We start from the raw sequence: 14,800 nt of genomic DNA on the forward strand, positions 1-14,800 counted from the left end.
TATTGGCCGCGCGGACCTGCGGGCATCCCCCGCACGGCCGAACGCGCGGCGCGTCCGTTCCCCCTCAGGGCGGACGCAGGTCGGTGCGTCCCGGCGGACGCCCAGGACCCCCTGCCGTTCCTAGCGTTCCGGCCATGACTTCCGACCTGATGACCACCGCACCCACGACCACCGCGACCACGTCCGCCGCCGAGCGCCCCGCCCGGTCCGCCGGCTCGCTGATGCTGCCGATCGCCGGCGGCGCGCTGATCGCCGGTTCCCTGCTCTACGTCGCCGGCCTGGCGACCTCGCCGCCGGCGGACTCCATGGCGAACGCCGACTACATCGCCTCGCTGGCCCGCGACCCCGGGCAGACGGCCCTGTCCGCGCTGCTCCTGCACTACGGCAACCTGGTGCTGGGCCTGGCCTGGCTCGCCGTCCCCACGCTGGTGCGGGGCGTCAAGGGCCGCATCCCGACGGTCGTCGGCGCGCTCATGTCGGCGATCGGCCTGGTCACCGTCGCGGGCTTCGTGCTCTACGACTTCTGGACCGGTGGCATCGGCCGCGAGCTGGACGCCGGCACCGCCGAGGCGCTCTTCGACACCGTGCAGGCCGACCCGGGTCTCGCCGTCGTCGGGATCGTGACGGTGCTCGGGCTGGTCGGCCCCCTGATCGGCTACATCGGGCTCGCGCGGGCCGGTGTCACCAGCTGGTGGCTCGTGGTCCCGGTCGTCGCCTCGCTCGCGGCCTCGGCGGCGATGGAGTTCCAGCCGCTGCCCTTCGCCGCATTCGCCCTGGTCGGCGCGATCCCGGCCGTCGTGGTGGGCCTGCGCATCATCCGGCGCCGCAAGGCCGAGGAGGCCGTGGCTGCCTGACCACCCCGTTCACCGACGCTCTGCCTCTGCTTGCACGGGTAAGCAGAGGCAGAGCGTCGTCGTGGGTGTCCGGCCGTCAGCCTTCGGCGAGCTCCGAGGCGAGCAGCCAGGCCTCCTCGACCTCGTCCTTCTCCGCCTGCAGCGCCTTCAGCTGCGCGTCGAGCTCCGCCGCCTTCGCGTAGTCGGTCGCCGCGGCGGCGAGCTGCTCGTGCAGCTTCTTCTCGTCGGCGTCCAGCTTGAGCATCCGCCGCTCGAGTCTGCTCGCCTCCTTCTTCGCCGCCCGCGCCTCGGCTGCCGAGACGGCCGGGGGCGCGGTCGACGGCGAGCCGACCGGACGGGCTCCCGAGTCGCCGGACGCCGTCGTCAGGGGCGCACCTCCGGCCGCGCGGCGGCGCAGGTACTCGTCGACCCCGCCCGGGAGCTCGGCCAACGAGCCGTCGCCGAGGAGGGCGACGACCTTGTCGCAGACCCGGTCGACGAAGTAGCGGTCGTGGCTGACCACCAGGACCGTCCCCGGGAAGCTGTCGAGCAGGTCCTCGAGCGCGGTGAGGGTGTCGATGTCGAGGTCGTTGGTGGGCTCGTCGAGCACCAGCACGTTGGGCTCGCCCATGAGCAGCCGCAGCAGCTGCAGCCGGCGGCGCTCGCCGCCGGAGAGGTCCCCGACCGGCGTCCACTGCCGGCTGGCGGCGAAGCCGAACCGCTCGGCCAGGGACGACGCCGAGATCTCCTGGTTCCCGATGCGGGCGATGCGGGCGACGTCCTGCACCGCCTCCAGCACACGGGCGCGCGGCGGCAGCTCCGCCACGTGCTGCGACAGGTACGCCGGCGCGACGGTCTGGCCGACGACGATCCGCCCGGCGTCCGGCTTCGTCTCCCCGACCAGCAGCTTGAGCAGCGACGTCTTCCCGGCGCCGTTCACCCCGACGATGCCGATGCGGTCACCCGGGCCGACGTGCCAGGTCAGGTCCCGGAAGAGGGTGCGCGGGCCGTCGTCCGTCGGTACCGCGTAGTCGACGTCCTCGACGTCGTAGACGGTCTTGCCGAGCCGACGGGCGGCGAAGCCCTTCAGCGCCATCGAGTCCCGCGGCGGCGGCTCGTCGGCGATCAGCGCCTGCGCGGCCTCGATGCGGAACTTCGGCTTGCTGGTGCGGGCCGGCGGGCCACGCCGCAGCCAGGCCAGCTCCTTGCGGACCAGGTTGAGCCTGCGCTCCTCGGTCACCGCCGAGATGCGGGCCCGTTCCGCCCGCGCCAGCGTGTAGGCCGAGTAGCCGCCCTCGTAGGCGTGCACGTTCCCGTCCGCCACCTCCCACGTGGTGGTGCAGACCTCGTCGAGGAACCACCGGTCGTGGGTCACGACGACCATGCCGCCCACGCGCGCCTTCACGTACTCGGCGAGCCAGGCGACGCCCTCGACGTCCAGGTGGTTGGTCGGCTCGTCCAGCACCAGGAGGTCCAGCGGCCGGATCAGCTGGGCGGCCAGCGCCACGCGGCGCCGCTCACCTCCGGACATGGGTGCGACGGGGGCGTCGAGGCCGAGCCGGTCGAGCTCCAGGCCGGTGAGCACGGAGCGCACGGCCGGGTCGCCGGCCCACTCGTGCTCGGCCGCGAACATCGACGGGGGCAGAACGACGTCGCGGACCGTCGTCCCGGGCGGGAGCGTGCCGGACTGGTCCAGCACGCCCATGGCGAGGTCGCCGCGGCGGGTGACCCGGCCCGAGTCGGGCTCGTCGACGCCGGTGAGCAGCGACAGCAGCGTGCTCTTCCCGCCGCCGTTGCGGCCGACGACGCCGATCCGCTCACCGGCGGCGACGCCCAGCGAGACGTCGTCGAGCACGACCGTCGTGCCGAAGGCCTTGTGCACCCGCTCGAAGTTGACCAGGTTCAGGGGTGCGCTCATCTCCCCCAGTATCCGCCTGGCCGTGCCGGGCCGTGGCCGGCGGGCGTCAGGTGAAGCGCTGGACGAAGGAGAGCGCGGTCCGCGCGACCTGGGGCCACCCGTGGTCGATCGTGAGCGAGTGGCCGCGGTCGGGCATCTTCACGATCTCCGTCACGCCGGGGTTGCGCCGCTGCAGTTTGTACGCGGCGTGCGCGATGGCCCAGGGCACGGTGTGGTCCTTCTCGCCGTCGATGATCAGGAGCGGCCCGCGGTCCGGGTTCCGGGTGTCGACCTTCGCCTCGGTCCACGGGTTGAGGTTCGCGTTGCCCATCTGGACCAGCGCCATCCCCGAGCCCGCGACGTGGAACCGGTCGTAGAGGTCCCTCGCCTCCGCCTCGTCCAGGGCGTTGGCCCAGCCGTACCGGAACTGGTCGTAGGTGAGGGTGACCGCCCGGCCGCGCGTGCGTGGATCGGCCAGCAGAGGGCCTACGCCCTTGAGCACCGAGAGGGGCAGCGGCAGGACGCCCCGGAAGATCCCGGGGTCGATGGCCACGGTGGCCGCCGCCAGACCTCGGCCCGCGAGCATCTGCGCGATCAGGCCGCCGGTCGAGTGCCCGATCAGCACGGGCTTCCTCTCCAGGGCCGCGACGACCTCGCCGGTGTGGTCGGCGATCCGGTTCAGCGACGTGCCGCTGAGCGCCTCGGGCTCGGCCCGGGCCGCGTCGACGGTGACCGGGTCACCCGGCCAGTCCGGCGTCAGCGGTGCGTAGCCGGACTGCCGGAAGAGATCGGCCCAGGCGTCCCAGCTGCTGGGCAGCAGCCAGAGGCCGTGGATGAAGAGGACCGGCGGGTGGCCCGAGGCGTTGGCCGCCTCGACCTCGGCCGTCTCCCGGTCCGACATCGACGCCATGGCTGCCCCCTCCGCTCGGTGGAGTGGGTGCGACCGTAGCGAGGTCCGCGCGCGGGCAGGGGGTCCGGCCGCACGGTTCAGGCGAGGCGGGTGACCTCCACCGTCACCGTGTGACCCTCGCTCTTCGGGCCGGAGAACAGGCCCTTGAACGGCGGGACGTCGCCGTAGTCGCGCCCCCGCCCGAGGGTCACGTGCCGGGTGCCGACCTCGACGGAGTTGGTGGGGTCGAACGCGTTCCAGCCGCCGTCCCACCACTCCACCCAGGCGTGGCTCTCCCCCGTCACCGGCACGCCGATCTCGGCGCCCGGCTTCGGGTGCAGGTATCCCGAGACGTACCGCGCCGGCAGCCCGAGCGCCCGCAGCAGGCCGACGGTGACGTGCGAGATGTCCTGGCAGACGCCCTGCCCCTTGGCCCACGCCTGCATGGCGTTGGTCTTCACGTTCGTCGAGCCTGACAGGTAGGCGATGTGGTCGTGCACGAAGCCGCACACCAGCCGCCCGGCCTCGTGCGGGTGCGCGTCGCCGACGGCCGCGCGGGCCTCCTGCACCACCTCGTCGTCCATGGCGGTCAGCGCGGTCGGGGTGAGCAGTTCCCCGAACTGCTCGCGCACCTCACGCGCGGCCAGGCCGCTCCAGCCGACCCGGTCGTGGCCGCCGAGGTCGGGCCCCGCCTCGACGATCGAGGTCCCGGTGACCACGAGCTCCGAGTGCGGGGTGTGCAGGTCGAAGGCAGTGACGGTGGAGCCCCAGTAGTCGCGGTAGGCGTAGGCGGTGGCGGCCGGCTCGATCTCGACCTTGGAACGCAGCGTCGTCTGGCGGTTGCTGTTCTCCGGCGTCAGGCGCGCCTCGTTGTAGCTCGACCGCACCGGCCCGCTGTAGTGGAACCGCGTCCGGTGGACGACCTGCAGCCGCCACCGGTGCGCCGCCGGCCGCGGGCCGGCCACCGGCACCTGGGTCTGCGTCTGGGGGCTCACCCGGCCTCCTCCGGCACCCACACCTGCGGCGCCTGCTCGGTGAAGAAGCGGTGGGTCACCGCGGCGCTGGCCGCCGAGCAGGTGCGCTGCAGCTCCTCCAGGCGCGACGGCAGCTGCGCGAGCAGCTCGGGCGGGCTCATGAACTCCAGCATCGTGCGCGCGCGGCCGACGATGCGGTGCGCCTCGCCGGCGACGCCGATGCGCGCGGCGTCGCGGACCGTCGAGCGCTCCAGCTCGGCCAGGCACCCCTCCGCCTGCTCCAGCGCGGCGAACACCGACCGCGGGAACAGCCGGTCCAGCAGCAGGAACTCCGCCGCCCGGCTGCTGTTCACCATCCCGCGGTACGTGCGCAGGTAGGGCTCGTAGGCGCCGGTCGAGCGCAGCACGAGCGTCCAGGACGGCGCCGCGTCCCCGGCCAGGATGCGTGTGGAGATGATCCGCGAGGTCATGTCCACGCGCTCCAGCGAGCGGCCCAGGATGAGGAACAGCCAGCTCTCGTCGCGGCTCATCGTGGCGTCGGCCAGCCCGAACACCATCGCCGAGCGCTCGCGCACGAACCGGAACAGCGAGTGCGGCCCGTACCGGCGGGCCATCGTGCGCTGCTGCGGCAGGGCGTTGTGGGTGACGTTGAGCGACTCCCAGATCTCGGCGCTGAGCACCTCGCGCGCGCCACGGGCGTTCTCCCGCGCCGCCGACAGCGCGCCGACGATCGAGCTGGGGCTGGTGCGGTCGAACGCGAGCGTGGCCAGCACCCGCTCGGTGTCGGCCTCGGCGTCGGGCACCGGCGAACCCATGAGCGCCAGCAGGTTGGCGCAGGCGCGGCGCTCGTCGATCCACGGGTCCTCGACCAGCCGCTGGGTGTGCACGTCAAGGATCCGGGCGGTGTCGTCGGCGCGCTCCACGTAGCGGCCGATCCAGAACAGCGACTCGGCGATCCGGCTCAGCATGAGCAACTCCCGCCGAGCCGAGCAGCGTCACCAGCCGTCGGCCCCGTCCGGAGGCTCGGCCCGAGCGTGCGAGGGCTGAGAGGGACGGGGTCCTTCAACTGTTGCTGCTGCTGGGACTGGCCCACCACCGTGTCGTTCAGCGGACCGGGGTCCTGCGCCGGCGGGTCGTCGGGCAGGTCGGCCGCGGTGAACTCGATCGTGGTCAGCTCGGGCTCGTCGGCGTCCGCGGTCGGGCGGGGCGGGCTGATCACCCAGGTGTCCTTGGACCCGCCGCCCTGGCTGGAGTTGACGACGAGCTCGCCCTCGGGGAGCGCGACGCGGGTGAGGCCACCGGGCAGCACCCACACCTTCTCGCCGTCGTTGATCGCGAACGGCCGCAGGTCCACGTGCCGCGGGGCGATCCGGCCGCCGATCAGCGTCGGCGAGGTGGACAGGCCGATCGGCTTCTGGGCGATCCAGTCCCGCGGCCGCGCCCGCACCTTGACCGCGAGGTCGCCGAGCGTCTTCTCGTCCGCCTTCGGCCCGATCACGATGCCCTTGCCGCCCGACCCGTCCACCGGCTTGAGCACCAGCTGGTCCAGGGACTCGAGCACCCACTCGACGGTGTCCCGCTCGTCGAGCCGGTAGGTGTCGGCGTTCTGCAGCACCGGCTCCTCGCCCAGGTAGTAGCGGATGAGGTCGGGCACCCAGGTGTAGAGCAGCTTGTCGTCGGCGACCCCGTTGCCCACGGCGTTGGCGATGGTCACCCGGCCCGCCCGCGCCGCGTTCAGGACGCCGGCGCAGCCGATCACCGAGTCCGGCCGGAAGTGCACGGGGTCGAGGAACTCGTCGTCGATCCGGCGGTAGATGACGTCGACGCGCTGCTGGCCGTCCGTCGTCCGCATGCTGACCTGGTTGCCCGAGCAGACCAGGTCGCGGCCCTCGACGAGCTCGACGCCCATCTGGCGGGCGAGCAGCGCGTGCTCGAAGTAGGCCGAGTTGTAGACGCCGGGGGTGAGGACGACGACCGTCGGGTCGGCGACGTTGGACGGCGCCGACGCCTTGAGGGCGGCCAGCAGCCTCGTCGGGTAGTCGGAGACCGGCTCGATCCGGTGGTCGGCGAACAGCTCCGGCAGGACCTGGCTCATCGCCGCGCGGTTGGTGATGACGTAGCTGACGCCCGACGGCGAGCGGAGGTTGTCCTCGAGCACCCGGAACTCGCCGGCCTCGTCGCGCACCAGGTCGATGCCGCTGACGTGCACCCGCACGCCGTTGGGCGGCACCAGGCCGTGCGCCTGGCGGTGGAAGTGGGCGCTGGTGGTGATCACGTTGCGCGGGACCACCCGGTCGGTGAAGACCTGGCCGGCGCCGTAGACGTCGGCGAGGAAGGCCTCCAGCGCGTGCACCCGCTGGGCGACGCCGCGCTCGATGACGTCCCACTCCTCGGCGCCGATGACCCGCGGCACGATGTCGAGCGGGAAGGGCTGCTCCTCCCCCGCGTGCGCGAACGTCACCCCCGCGTCGCGGTAGGTCTGCGAGAGCACGTCGGCGCGCGCGGCGAGCTCGTCGCCGGCCATCGGCTGCAGCGACGCGAAGAGGCCGGCGTACGCGGCCCGCGGCTCACCGACCCCGCCGAACATCTCGTCCCACTGCTCCCCGAGGGAGTAGCCGTCGAAGAGGTCCGCCATGAGGGGCAACCTAGTGACGACGTGTGTCGCGCGCGTGTCGAAGGGTCAGCGCGCCCTGCCATCGCGAGCACGGGCGATGCCCAGCCACGGCCGCAGCGCACCGCGCGAGATGAGCCGGCCCACCCGGTGGGCGTTCTCGCGCGCCTGGGCGAACTCCGGGCGGTCCCCGTGCCGGCGCTCCACCTCCGCGTCCACCGCGTCGGCCCGCTCCAGCCAGTCCGCCGGGCTGTCGGAGAGGTCGGCCACGCCGGTCTCCTCGAGCTCGAAGCCGGCCCGGTCCAGCAGGTCGAGGAGCTCACTCTCGTCCGGGAACTCGTTCCCGTCGGGCAGGGGCGGCGGCAGCGGGCCGGTGGCCACGAACACCAGCAGGCCGAGCCGGGCTCCGGGGACCAGCACCCGGCGCAGCTCCGACAGCAGGCCCACCTTGTCCGACGTCGTGCACATGACGCCGAGGCACCAGGCGGCGTCGAACGATCCTGCCGCGAACGGCAGGTGCTGCGACATGGCCACAGCCGACGGCAGCCCGAAGAGGCGCCGGCCGGCGTGCACCGCGGCTGCCATCGGCTCGGCGCACACCGGCCGCACCCCCCGCTCGGCCGCCAGCCACCCGGCGGGGCCGCCTACCCCGGCCCCGTCGTCGAGCAGCCGGGTGGTCGGCCTCAGGTCCAGCCGGTCGGCGAGCCAGCGCAGCGCCCCCTCGCTGCCGCTGCCCCGGCACCCCGCCGGGATCGCGTACTCGGGACCGAGCGCGCGCACGGCCTCCTCGGTCCAGGCGGCGACGGTGTCGAACTCCGCCTCCATCGCCTCGCTCTCGAGCTCGCTCACGGACTCCCTCTCAGTCGTGCGGCCACCTCGGCCTTGATGTGCGCGCCGTCGTCCTCGCCCCGGTCGGAGGCCAGGCCCGACAGGTTGACGCCCACGACGCCGGGGACGGCGAGCAGCGCCCGCGCCTCCGCGACCGCGGCCGCGATGCCCGCCTCCCGCGGGTCCGGCGCGGCGAGCACCCGCTCGACGACGTCGTCGTCCAGGTGCAGGCCGGGGAACCGCTGGAGCACGCGCGCCGAGCGCTCGTCGGTGTAGACGGCGACACCGGCGACGAACGGCAGCGTCGCGCCGGCCGCCCGCGCCGCGGCGACGAACGACGCCGCCCGCGCCGGGCTGCTGACGTGGTTGAGCACGCACAGCTGCGCGCCCGCCCGCTGCTTCTCCGCCACCCGCGCCGGCCGGAGGTCGACCGGCGGTGCCTCGGGCGACTCGGGGACGGCGACCGTCAGCCCGCGCTCCGCGGCCAGTGCGGCGAGGCGCACCCCGTCGAGGTCGAACACCTGGCTGGTGCCCGCCCGCACGCCTGGCCCGCGGCCGTCCCCCGTCACGCAGAGGACCCCGTCGACGCCCAGCGAGGCCAGGCCGGCCAGCTCCTGCTCGAGGACGACGCGGTTGCGGTCGCGGCACGCCAACGTCGTCCACAACCGGGCGCCAGCCCCGATGGCCTCCGCGGCCAGCATGGTCGGCGGGAAGTCCGGGCGGTTGGCGTGCTCCCCCAGCAGCAGGCCGTCCGACTCCGGCGCCAGGACGCCGACGATCCGGCGCACCGCCGCGAGGTCGAACGCGGGGACCGACAGGTCGGTGAGCACCACGGGAACTGGGACGGAGCGAGCGGGTGCCGGCGGTCCGGACCACCGGACGAGCGGCGTGTCGAGGAAGACGCACCGGTGCTGGGCCAGCTCGCAGCGCTCGTCCTCGCGCACGCCGCCGCAGGGCCCGAACACCATCCGCTTCGGGCAGCCGAGCCGCCCGGCGACGGTCGACTCGGGCTCCATGCGTCGCCCCTGCCCGGACCGTGGGTGCGCCGAAACCCCACCCCGACGTGCCGAGATCACGGGATCTCGGCACATCAGCCCCTTCGAAGCGCCGAGATCGCGCGATCTCGGCAGAGGCGCGGCGGAGGGGGAAGACAAAGCGGGCCGCGGGGGTTACCGTCGCCACTAGTTGAACTCTCAACCCAGGAGGCCGGCATGCCTGCCGTGACCGTCGAGGACACCACCACCCTGGCCCGCGTCCCGGTGCCCGCTCCCGGGACCGTCCGCCGCCGGACCCGCTCGGTCACGACCGCGCCGTCCGGGTTCGAGGGCGAGGGCTTCCCGGTCCGCCGCGCGTTCGCCGGCGTCGACCTCCGCGACCTCGACCCGTTCATCCACATGGACCAGATGGGCGAGGTCGAGTACGCCCCGGGTGAGCCGAAGGGCACCAGCTGGCACCCGCACCGCGGCTTCGAGACCGTCACCTACATCATCGACGGCACCTTCGAGCACGCCGACTCCCACGGCGGTGGCGGCACGATCAGCAACGGCGACACCCAGTGGATGACCGCGGGCGGCGGCGTCCTGCACATCGAGCGGCCGCCGGAGCACTTGGTCGTCAGCGGCGGGCTGTTCCACGGGCTGCAGCTGTGGGTGAACCTGCCCCGCGCGCAGAAGTGGGTCGAGCCGCGCTACCAGGACCTGCGCGCCAACGAGTCGGTGCTGCTCGCCAGCCCCGACGCCGGCGCCCTGCTGCGGGTCATCGCCGGTGACGTCGCCGGCCACGTCGGCCCCGGCTCCACGTACACGCCCATGGCGATGGTCCACGCGACCGTCTCCCCCGGTGCCACCCTCGACCTGCCGTGGCGGCGGGACTTCAACGCGCTGGTCTACGTTCTCTCCGGCGCGGGCTCCGTCGGCATCGACGGGGCTCCCGTCCGCACCGGGCAGCTCGCCGTCCTCGGACCCGGCGACACGGTGACCATCAACGGCGCGGTCCACCAGGAGTCGCGCACCCCGGCGCTGGACGTGGTCGTCCTCGGCGGCGCCCCGATCCGCGAGCCGATCGCCATGTACGGGCCGTTCGTCATGAACACCCGGCAGGAGGTCATGGACGCCTTCACCGACTTCCAGGCCGGGCGCCTCGGGTCGATCCCGGCGAGTTACGGCCGGCGAGTTCCGCACGAGGACGTCCGGGGCGAGACTGACCAGGACGCCTAGGGGGATCCCATGAGCAACCTCGACCGCCGCCCGGCCGCCCGCGAGATGGGCGGCCTGGAGGCGACGCCGGCCGGCCCGGCGCTGGACCTGCTGCCCGGCAAGGAGGTGCTGCTCGGCGAGAGCACGCGCGTCCGGCGGCTGCTCCCGACGCTGGGACGGCGCATGGTCGGCGCCTGGGCGTTCGTCGACCACTACGGCCCGGACGACGTCACCACCTCCGCCGGCATGCAGGTCGCGCCGCACCCGCACACCGGGCTGCAGACGGTGTCGTGGCTGCTCGAGGGCGAGGTGCACCACCGCGACTCCGTCGGCAGCGACGTGGTGTTCGGCCCCGGCCAGCTGGCCCTGATGACGGCCGGGCACGGTATCGCGCACTCCGAGCAGTCGCCGGTCGTGCACCCGCGCTACCTGCACGGCGCCCAGCTGTGGGTGGCGCTCCCGGACGCGCACCGGGAGGTGGCCCCGCACTTCGAGCACCACGCCACGCTGCCCGGCTTCACCTCCGACGGGCTGACGACGACGGTGCTCATGGGCTCGGTCGGCGGCGCCACGTCCCCCGGCACCGCCTACAGCCCGCTCGTGGGCGCCGACCTCAAGCTGACCCCCGGCGCCGACGTCGAGCTGCGGCTGGAGCCGGACTTCGAGTATGCCGTGCTGGCCGCGGGCGGCTCGGCCACCGTCGAGGGCGCGCCGGTGGCGCACGGCTCGATGCTCTACCTCGGCACCGGGCGGCGGACCCTGCGGCTGCAGGCGGAGGAGGCGGCCAGCCTCCTGCTGCTCGGCGGGGAGCCGTTCGAGGAGCAGCTGGTCATGTGGTGGAACTTCGTCGGCCGCACGGGCGAGGAGATCGCCGAGTACGCCGAGCTCTGGAACGCCGAGGACGACCGCTTCGGCGTCGTCGTCGGCTTCGACGGTGACCGGCTGCCGGCACCGGCGCTGCCGGCCATGCCGCTCAAGGCCCGCGGCCGGGTCCGCTAGTGGCGGCCGACCCGCGCATGCTCGCGTTCGTCGCGGAGAACCGCTGGGGCGTGCTGGCCACGGTCAAGCGCGACGGCCGCCCGCAGCTGTCCAACGTCGGCTACGCGTACGACGCCGCCGAGGACCTGGTGCGCGTCTCGGTGACCGCCGACCGCGCCAAGACCCGCAACCTCGAGCGCGACCCGCGCGTCACGCTCCACGTCGCCTCACGCGACTTCTGGACCTGGGTCGCCGTCGAGGGCACGGCCGAGCTCACGCCGGTCGCCGCCGATCCGCACGACGCCACCGTCGAGGAGCTGATCACCTACTACCGCGGCGTCAGCGGCGAGCACGAGGACTGGGACGAGTACCGGTCGGCCATGGTGGCCGACCGGCGTCTCGTCGTCCGGTTCCGCCCCGAGCACGCCTACGGCCAGCTGCGGAGCTGACCGGCCGCCGTCACCCGGGCGGGTTCTGCATCACCTCGAAGGGCGCGCCCCACGGGTCCTCGACGATCGCGAAGCGCCCGAAGGGCGTGTCCATCGGCGCCATGACGACCTTGCCGCCGTGGGACTCCACCGTGGCCACCGCCTCGTCGGTCGAGGCGACCGAGAAGCAGGTCAGCCATCCCTTGGGCATGCTCGGATCGGCTGCCCCCAGCCCACCCAGCGGGTTCCCGCCGGTGCTGAAGGTCGTGTAGTCCATGCCCTCCTCGGCCTGCCCCGGCGGCAGCTCGTCGAAGCGGAACCCGAAGACGGCGGAGTAGAAGCCGCGGGCCGCGGCCGCGTCCTCGGTCATCTCCTCGTTCCACGCCAGCGCACCGGGTTCGTTGTGCAGCTGGGCGCCCGTGTGCGTGCCGGCCTGCCAGACCCCGAAGGCGTACCCCTGCGGGTCGCGGGCGATCACGAAGGTCCCCATCGGACCGACCTCCATCGGTTCCACGAGGATCTGCCCGCCGGCGTCGCGGATCCTGGTGGCGAACGCACCCGCGTCCGCCCCGGCGAAGTACGTCATCCACTTGGGCGGGTCGTCCGGGTCCTGCTGCGGACCCATGCCGGCCACCGTTCGGCCCTGGAGCGTGGCGTTCAGGTAGCCGCCGAACTCGGGGTCGCCGCCGGTGTACTCCCAGCCGAACAGGGCCGTGTAGAACGCCTTCGCCGCGTCGACGTCGGGGACGCCGATGTCGATCCAGCACGGGGTGCCGTCGGGCCAGGGTGCGTCGCGAGTGGGCATCGCTTCCTCCTCCGGATGTGCGTGAGGCCGGTCACGGTGCCACCGGGGTGCGACAGTTCCCAGGGGCCCGTGAGTCAGGCGGCCAGCAACCGGTGGCCGACGAGCGGCAGGACCTCCTCGCCCACCCGCCACGCCTCCTCCAGGTGCGGGTAGCCGGAGAGGATGAACTCGTCGAAGCCCAGGCGGGCGTACTCCTCGACGCGCTCGGCCACCTGCTCGTGGCTGCCGACCAGCGCGGTGGCCGCGCCCTCCCGCACCAGCCCGATGCCGGCCCAGAGGTTGGGCGCCACCTCGAGCGCCCGCGCGCCGTCGGGCGTCCGCCCGCCGTGCAGCGACGCCATCCGCGCCTGCCCGACCGAGTCCATCCGCGCGAAGCGCTCCTGCGTCGCCGCGATCGACTGCGGCGACATCCCGGCCAGCATCCGGTCGGCCTCGGCCCACGCCTCCTCCGTGGTGTCGCGGCTGAGCACGTGCAGCCGGATGCCGAAGCGCAGCTCCCGGCCGGCGGCGGCCGCCTTCTCCCGCAGCCGGTCGAGCCGGGCGGCCACCATGGACGGCGGCTCGCCCCACGTCAGGTAGGTGTCGACGAGGCGGGCGGAGACGTCCTCGGCCGGCGCCGACGCCCCACCCAGGTAGATGCGCGGCAACGTGCCGGGGACGGCGAGATCGGCACCCTCGACCCGCACGTGCTGCCCGGCGAAGTCGAAGGGCTCGCCCGAGAACGACCGGCGCAGCACCTCGAGGAACTCCCCGGTGCGGGCGTAGCGGGCGTCGTGGTCGAGGAAGTCGCCGAACGCGCGCTGCTCCCCCGGGTCGCCGCCGGTGACGACGTTCAGCCGCAGCCGCCCGCCGCTGAGCTCCTGGAAGGTGGCCGCCTGCTGCGCCACCAACGTCGGGAGCGCGAAGCCCGGCCGGAGCGCGACCAGGAACTCCAGGCGCTCGGTGAGACCGATCAGCGCCGAGCAGACCACCCAGGGATCGGGGCACCCGGCACCCACCGGCGTGAGCACCCCGGTGAACCCGGACTGCTCGGCCGCGCGCGCCACCGACCCCAGGTAGCCCAGGGTCGCCGGCCGGCTCAAGGCCGATGCGGCGGTGCCGGTGACGACCGTCGCTGGCGCGACCTCGCGGCCGTCGCCCCGGGTGGGCAGGAACCAGTGGAACTGCACGGCGGGACCTCGCAGACCTGACAGGAGGGGAACGGACCCAGCAAACCACATCAAGTCGATGGGATTTGACGGGATAGCCGTGGAACCTCTAACGTCCGCCGTCGTCGACCCCGGGGCACCCGCCCCGCGAACCGGACGGAGGTGCGCCATGGCTGCCCGCCTGCTCACCTCCCGCCGCACGGTCGACCACGGGCGCCTCTCGAGCGCCCTCTGTCGCGCTGCCTGAGCCAGGTCCCGCGCCTCGTCGAGGCGCACCCCCCAAGGACGACGTCGTCGTCCCCTGCTCCGGAGCGCACCCGTGTCCACCCTGCTCACCGCACCTGCCGTCGAGACCTCGGTCGGGACGCCACCCCTGCCGGCCCCCGCCCGCACCGGCTCCGGCCGGTGGCGGCGCGTCGGCGTCCGCGTTCTCGCCACGCTGGCCCTCCTCGGGCTGTGGCAGCTGCTGTACGCCCTCGAGGTATGGAGCCCGGTCCTGCTGCCCTCGCCCGGTGACGTCTGGGAGGCGCTGATCCGGACGTCGACGGTGCACGACGGCGTCGTCGGCTACCAGGGCCGCTACCTCTGGGAGCACCTCGCGATCAGCCTCGGCCGGATCGGTCTCGGCTCGCTGTTCGGGATCGCCGCCGGCCTGGTGGTCGGGCTGCTCATGGGCACGCTCCCCTGGGTCCGCGTCGTCGTTGAGCCGTGGGTGACGTTCCTGCGGGCGCTGCCGCCGCTGGCCTACTTCAGCCTGCTGATCATCTGGTTCGGCATCGAGGAGTCGCCCAAGATCTGGCTGCTCGCCATCGCGGCGATGCCGCCGGTCGCCGTCGCCACGGCCGCCGCGGTGGTCGGGGCGCCGGCCACGCTGGTCGAGGCGGCCCGGGCGATGGGCGCCCGGGGGTGGCGGACGACGACCACCGTCGTGCTCCCGTCCGCGCTGCCGGAGATCTTCACCGGCATCCGCCTGGCCGTCGGCATCGCCTACTCGTCGTTGGTGGCGGCCGAGACGGTCAACGGCCTGCCCGGCATCGGCGGCATGATCCGCGACGCCCAGACCTACCTGCAGTCCGACGTCGTGATCCTCGGGCTGTTCGCGATCGGCCTCTCCGGCCTGGCGATCGACGGCTGCCTGCGCGCGATCGAGCGCCGGCTGCTGCCCTGGCGCGGCCGCGGCTGACGCCGCTCACCTCCCCCTGACGCACCACCCC

General features: G+C 73.8%; 14 protein-coding genes. 5 read left to right on the forward strand and 9 right to left on the reverse strand.

Features of this window, described 5'->3' with window-relative positions; genetic code table 11:
- Positions 1-134 precede the first annotated feature (134 nt).
- Positions 135-854 (forward strand): hypothetical protein, encoded by a 720-nt coding sequence (locus ACI78T_RS06215; protein ID WP_456557211.1) that lies wholly within the window; start codon positions 135-137, stop codon positions 852-854.
- A 76-nt stretch (positions 855-930) separates the two neighbouring features.
- Here ACI78T_RS06215 and ACI78T_RS06220 read toward each other — a convergent pair whose 3' ends face one another.
- The 7 genes from ACI78T_RS06220 to ACI78T_RS06250 form a co-directional block, all read right to left on the reverse strand.
- Positions 931-2,751, reverse strand: a complete 1,821-nt coding sequence (locus ACI78T_RS06220; RefSeq protein WP_456557212.1) for an ABC-F family ATP-binding cassette domain-containing protein — start codon at positions 2,749-2,751, stop codon at positions 931-933.
- 46 nt (positions 2,752-2,797) lie between these two features.
- Positions 2,798-3,640 (reverse strand): alpha/beta hydrolase, encoded by an 843-nt coding sequence (locus tag ACI78T_RS06225; RefSeq protein ID WP_456557213.1) that lies wholly within the window; start codon positions 3,638-3,640, stop codon positions 2,798-2,800.
- A gap of 77 nt (positions 3,641-3,717) precedes the next feature.
- Positions 3,718-4,614 (reverse strand): transglutaminase family protein, encoded by an 897-nt coding sequence (locus ACI78T_RS06230; RefSeq protein WP_456557214.1) that lies wholly within the window; start codon positions 4,612-4,614, stop codon positions 3,718-3,720.
- Positions 4,611-5,561: an alpha-E domain-containing protein gene (locus ACI78T_RS06235; protein ID WP_456557215.1), complete on the reverse strand. Its 951-nt coding sequence runs from the start codon at positions 5,559-5,561 to the stop codon at positions 4,611-4,613. Before ACI78T_RS06235 ends, ACI78T_RS06230 begins: the two co-directional genes overlap by 4 nt.
- Entirely contained in the window at positions 5,555-7,228 is a 1,674-nt protein-coding gene (locus ACI78T_RS06240; RefSeq protein ID WP_456557216.1) for a circularly permuted type 2 ATP-grasp protein, read from the reverse strand. Before ACI78T_RS06240 ends, ACI78T_RS06235 begins: the two co-directional genes overlap by 7 nt.
- 45 nt (positions 7,229-7,273) lie before the next feature.
- Positions 7,274-8,053: a class I SAM-dependent methyltransferase gene (locus ACI78T_RS06245; RefSeq protein ID WP_456557217.1), complete on the reverse strand. Its 780-nt coding sequence runs from the start codon at positions 8,051-8,053 to the stop codon at positions 7,274-7,276.
- Positions 8,050-9,048 (reverse strand): methylenetetrahydrofolate reductase, encoded by a 999-nt coding sequence (locus ACI78T_RS06250; protein WP_456557218.1) that lies wholly within the window; start codon positions 9,046-9,048, stop codon positions 8,050-8,052. Before ACI78T_RS06250 ends, ACI78T_RS06245 begins: the two co-directional genes overlap by 4 nt.
- A gap of 195 nt (positions 9,049-9,243) precedes the next feature.
- On the opposite strand from ACI78T_RS06250, the gene ACI78T_RS06255 reads away from it, so the two are divergent.
- From ACI78T_RS06255 to ACI78T_RS06265, 3 genes are read left to right on the forward strand one after another with little or no spacing between them, the layout of a single operon-like run.
- Positions 9,244-10,248: a pirin family protein gene (locus tag ACI78T_RS06255; RefSeq protein ID WP_456557219.1), complete on the forward strand. Its 1,005-nt coding sequence runs from the start codon at positions 9,244-9,246 to the stop codon at positions 10,246-10,248.
- Between the two features lie 9 nt (positions 10,249-10,257).
- On the forward strand, positions 10,258-11,226 hold the full coding sequence (locus tag ACI78T_RS06260) for a pirin family protein (protein WP_456557220.1): 969 nt from the start codon (positions 10,258-10,260) through the stop codon (positions 11,224-11,226).
- The gene (locus tag ACI78T_RS06265) at positions 11,226-11,654 is read left to right on the forward strand and encodes a PPOX class F420-dependent oxidoreductase (RefSeq protein WP_456557221.1); all 429 of its coding nucleotides are present in this window, start codon (positions 11,226-11,228) and stop codon (positions 11,652-11,654) included. The genes ACI78T_RS06260 and ACI78T_RS06265 overlap by 1 nt, the downstream gene beginning before the upstream one ends.
- Before the next feature lie 10 nt (positions 11,655-11,664).
- Here ACI78T_RS06265 and ACI78T_RS06270 read toward each other — a convergent pair whose 3' ends face one another.
- Positions 11,665-12,438: a VOC family protein gene (locus ACI78T_RS06270; protein WP_456557222.1), complete on the reverse strand. Its 774-nt coding sequence runs from the start codon at positions 12,436-12,438 to the stop codon at positions 11,665-11,667.
- 74 nt (positions 12,439-12,512) lie between these two features.
- Positions 12,513-13,607: an LLM class flavin-dependent oxidoreductase gene (locus ACI78T_RS06275; RefSeq protein WP_456557223.1), complete on the reverse strand. Its 1,095-nt coding sequence runs from the start codon at positions 13,605-13,607 to the stop codon at positions 12,513-12,515.
- Between the two features lie 298 nt (positions 13,608-13,905).
- On the opposite strand from ACI78T_RS06275, the gene ACI78T_RS06280 reads away from it, so the two are divergent.
- Positions 13,906-14,769: an ABC transporter permease gene (locus ACI78T_RS06280; protein ID WP_456557224.1), complete on the forward strand. Its 864-nt coding sequence runs from the start codon at positions 13,906-13,908 to the stop codon at positions 14,767-14,769.
- Positions 14,770-14,800: the final 31 nt, after the last annotated feature.

The organism is Blastococcus sp. SYSU D00922 (assembly GCF_054050495.1).

Coding starts and splice junctions, on each gene's coding strand:
- ACI78T_RS06260 (WP_456557220.1), top strand. CDS start 10,258: ATGAGCAACCTCGACCGCCGCCCGGCCGCCCGCGAGATGGGCGGCCTG.
- ACI78T_RS06220 (WP_456557212.1), bottom strand. CDS start 2,751: ATGAGCGCACCCCTGAACCTGGTCAACTTCGAGCGGGTGCACAAGGCC.
- ACI78T_RS06235 (WP_456557215.1), bottom strand. CDS start 5,561: ATGCTGAGCCGGATCGCCGAGTCGCTGTTCTGGATCGGCCGCTACGTG.
- ACI78T_RS06250 (WP_456557218.1), bottom strand. CDS start 9,048: ATGGAGCCCGAGTCGACCGTCGCCGGGCGGCTCGGCTGCCCGAAGCGG.
- ACI78T_RS06255 (WP_456557219.1), top strand. CDS start 9,244: ATGCCTGCCGTGACCGTCGAGGACACCACCACCCTGGCCCGCGTCCCG.
- ACI78T_RS06270 (WP_456557222.1), bottom strand. CDS start 12,438: ATGCCCACTCGCGACGCACCCTGGCCCGACGGCACCCCGTGCTGGATC.
- ACI78T_RS06225 (WP_456557213.1), bottom strand. CDS start 3,640: ATGGCGTCGATGTCGGACCGGGAGACGGCCGAGGTCGAGGCGGCCAAC.
- ACI78T_RS06215 (WP_456557211.1), top strand. CDS start 135: ATGACTTCCGACCTGATGACCACCGCACCCACGACCACCGCGACCACG.
- ACI78T_RS06240 (WP_456557216.1), bottom strand. CDS start 7,228: ATGGCGGACCTCTTCGACGGCTACTCCCTCGGGGAGCAGTGGGACGAG.